General features: G+C 51.4%; 4 protein-coding genes. 2 read left to right on the forward strand and 2 right to left on the reverse strand.

The features are described from left to right. Positions 1–21: 21 nt before the first annotated feature. Positions 22–1,203: a hypothetical protein gene (locus HOM51_07475; GenBank protein ID MBT5034347.1), complete on the reverse strand. Its 1,182-nt coding sequence runs from the start codon at positions 1,201–1,203 to the stop codon at positions 22–24. A gap of 190 nt (positions 1,204–1,393) precedes the next feature. On the opposite strand from HOM51_07475, the gene HOM51_07480 reads away from it, so the two are divergent. Next, on the forward strand, positions 1,394–2,314 hold the full coding sequence (locus tag HOM51_07480; GenBank protein MBT5034348.1) for an SMP-30/gluconolactonase/LRE family protein: 921 nt from the start codon (positions 1,394–1,396) through the stop codon (positions 2,312–2,314). A gap of 17 nt (positions 2,315–2,331) precedes the next feature. Next, positions 2,332–3,054, forward strand: coding sequence for a 2-dehydro-3-deoxyglucarate aldolase (locus tag HOM51_07485; GenBank protein MBT5034349.1), 723 nt, complete (start codon positions 2,332–2,334; stop codon positions 3,052–3,054). Here the strand turns inward: HOM51_07485 and HOM51_07490 are convergent. Then, on the reverse strand, positions 3,051–3,449 hold the full coding sequence (locus HOM51_07490) for a GTP-binding protein (protein ID MBT5034350.1): 399 nt from the start codon (positions 3,447–3,449) through the stop codon (positions 3,051–3,053). The two genes, HOM51_07485 and HOM51_07490, sit on opposite strands and share 4 nt — an antisense overlap. Between the last annotated feature and the right edge of the window lie 163 nt (positions 3,450–3,612).

Here is a 3,612-nt window from a genome sequence, read left to right on the forward strand (position 1 = left end):
ATTGAGCATTATTCTTTCGTACTAGCCTGTGTATTCCAGGATGTGCATGCCGGCGCCCCAACGATCAATGAGATAAATTCGCCCATGCTCGTCGGCGCCGACATCATTGGATTGTATGGCTTCCTGACCATCTGGTAGTTCGGGTACATAGCAGCCGACTTCTTTCGGGACCAACGGATCGCTGACATCTACCGCCCGCAATCCAGCATTAAAGTAGGTGAGAAAAACCGTGTTTGCCCAAGGTCCTTCGCTTGGAATATTTTCAAGGAGATTGTGCGCGCCAAACCTGCCGCCGGTATGAAAATACTTTTCCCGATCCGGAAAGAATGTTGCAACTGGCATCGGGTTACGTTCCTCGCGGATATCGATAACCCACATGAACTGGCTGTCCCAGAAATTCTCTGCCGCGCGTCCTTCGTCGGCCACCACAAGATAAGGTCGGTCGCCGACCGGCCACACGGTGTGCGTGCAGCCGACAAACGGCGGGCTCCACCGTAAATGACTGACCAATTCCATGTTCGACAAGTCAGTGCAGTCAATGATCGCCATGCCGCCGCCCCAAAATCCCGCATACATCCGATTGCCGCGAATGACCGGCGGGCCGTGCAGCGTGCAAGTTGTGGTTGCTGGCATCGGATCACCGCTTGCTCCCTTGCCTTCAGCTTTCTGAATTGGCAGCCCCCAAATGCTAACGACTTCTGGTTTTAGGGGGTCCTTGATGTCGAGGGTCCAGATGACGCGCTTATCCCAGCCATCCGCATCATTTGGAAAGAAGGCAAGCTTGCGCTCGTTATCGACGCCGAAGCGATGGGGACCGCTGCCCGGCATATCGTAAAACCCAACCTGGCGTGGTTCCGCCCGATTGCTGATATCAAATATAAAAAATCCGGCGCGCGCGTCTTTGCCTTTATCGCCGGGCCTGGCTTCCGCATTGACGTAAAGGAAATTATCCTCAACGACCCGTACTTTATGCATTTGCACGCCCGGGGGTGCTTTCACTTCACCGACTTTGCGGGGCTTGGTTGGGTCCGAAACATCATGAATGGTGAAGCCATCTTGGCCCCCAAGGTTCGAACTTCCAATCGCCCCGACATACGCATACCCGTCAACGATCTGTACAAGACTGCCACCGCCCCAAGCGGCACTCGGGTCGTGCCCCAACAGACGAAAATTCTTGGCCTCTTCTGGACGTTTGGTAGCCATTTTTATTCCCCTAAAATTTTTTGTCCGCCGATCATTGGCAGTTATATGCGACACACGCTCGTACCGATAAGCAAATGTTACAAGTAAAAAATTCGATTGCCTTGCCAGAATACGAGCGTAAGCTTTATTAAGATAAGCTCAAAAAATTGGACCTTGTGAAATAGGTCTAGCTGTTTAAAGGAGAAGAATCATGGGCCCCTATGACCCACCACAAGCCATTAAAACCGAAGTCTTCGCAACGATGCCGGAAAAGTATTCTCTATCCGGTTCCCATCCGGGAAAGGAGACACAGTATTATGCACGTGTTGCCGTTGGTGTTGATTTTTATTTAGAGGGGCCGACCTTCGATACGGAGGGAAATTTGTTCTTCGTGGATGTCCCTTATGGCCGCATTTTCCGCATGACGCCCAAGGGGGAAATTGATCTTTTCGCCCAATATGAAGGCGAACCCAATGGCATGAAGACCCACAAAGATGGCCGCATGTTTATCGCCGATTTTCATCATGGCATTATGGTGCTGGACCCTAAGACAGCAGAAGTGACGCCGTTCTTAGATTTTAGACCAGCAGAGAATTTTAAGGGCCCGAATGATCTTGTCTTTGCCAGCAATGGTGATCTGTACTTTACCGACCAAGGAAAAACGGGGCTGCATGACCCGAGCGGACGGGTGTATCGCTATACCACGGATGGAAAGTTAGAGGCCTTGATTGAGACCCTTCCTGGACCCAATGGTTTGGTTCTGAGTCCCAATGAAAAGACACTCTATGTGGGGTCGCGTTCCAATACGATCTGGTGGCAACCGCTTCATGATGCGCGTCCGCCGTCCCGGGTTGGAACGTTCTCCGTCATGCAAGGGTTCGGTACACCGGATGGCATGGCGATGGACGTAGATGGAAATGTTGTCTGCGTGCAAACTAACATGGGCGTAGTTTGGGTCTTTAGTAAAACCGGCTTGCCGATCTACAGGATTGAAACCTGCACTAGTGAAAAGCTGACCAACATCGCCTATGGCGGGCCTGATAATAAAACCATGTACATTCTTGATGGCCATGGAAAAATTCTGGTGGCCGAGATGCCGGTCGCGGGTCAACCCATGTATTCGCATATGTAAAACGGGGTTCGGAAATAATGATCTTTAAGAATTCCATTAAGGATGCCATCAAGAATGGCACGAAAGCCTACGGCGTGCGGCTAACCGTTCCGTCGCCGGAAATTGTCGATATGTTGGAACCTGCGGGGTTGGATTTTGTTTTCATCGATGCCGAACATGGCGTGTTCGATATGCCATCTATTGAGAACATATGTCGGGCGGCAGACCTCGTTGGCCTCACACCGATTGCACGGGTTCCGGATATTACCGACGGCACCATCACTCAATTTTTAGACAGAGGCATTCGTGGCATCATCGGGCCGCATATAGCGAGCAAGGAAGATGCCCTGCAATTGGTTAGCGCAACTCGGTTTGGTCCTCTCGGACGGCGATCTTTCGGCGGCGGCCGGGGTGCAAATTACATGAGTGGTATCGACGACTTGCCGGCTTTTATGAAGAAGTGCGACGAAAGCGTCATCGTCGGCGCGATGATGGAAAGCCAGAGTGCCATCGATAACCTGGATGATATTCTTTCCGTCGAGGGTATTGATTATTTGATGTTTGGCCCTGCCGATTTTGCTCAGGACCTTGGGTATGCGGGGGAGAACAAACACCCGAATGTCATGAAGGTTGCTGATGGAGCCATCGATAAAATTCATGCAGCCGGTCGACTGATGCGCGAAGACATCATGGTTGTCGCCAACATTAAGAACTTTATTTTAGACGGGGCGACGGCGTTTGCGGCTGAAAGAGGGACCTAACGGACGTTGTCGTTCAGCACCATGGCTCTGAACGATTGCTCAATCGCGTCGCCATTCAAGCCCTCGTAAATGAAAACAAGGCGCGTGATTTCCGTATCATCAACGTCTCGGCCCACTGATCTCAGGTCGCTAAATGTATTGCCGACACCCTGAATGACAATTGCTTCGTCTGCAGTGTCGAGCCAGACGATCCCTTTTATTCGTAAAAACGAAGCGCCGCGAAGCGAGAAAACCGTTTCGAGAAAATATCGCAAGCGCTGCCAGTTGATGCGTTGATCCGTGGTGATCGAATGAGTTTGAATTCCACTGTGATTTCCGGCATGTTCGTGAGTGCCGCTGTCATGGTCGTGCCCCTCATGGCCGTGAGTATGAGGGGCAACCTCCGCAACACTCAAATCCGATTGCTGGGCCAGTCCGAATTGTCTAACGTCAGCGCCTATGGAACAAATTAGCGGGATTGCATAAGAGAGGATTTTTAGCTCATCGTAGTGACCGAAGGGAACGAAGATGAGACAGAAATCGCAGACACGTCAGACGGGTGCAGCCAAGGCAATCAAG

It is taken from the genome of Rhodospirillaceae bacterium (assembly GCA_018660465.1).
GTDB lineage: Bacteria > Pseudomonadota > Alphaproteobacteria > Rhodospirillales > JABJKH01 > JABJKH01.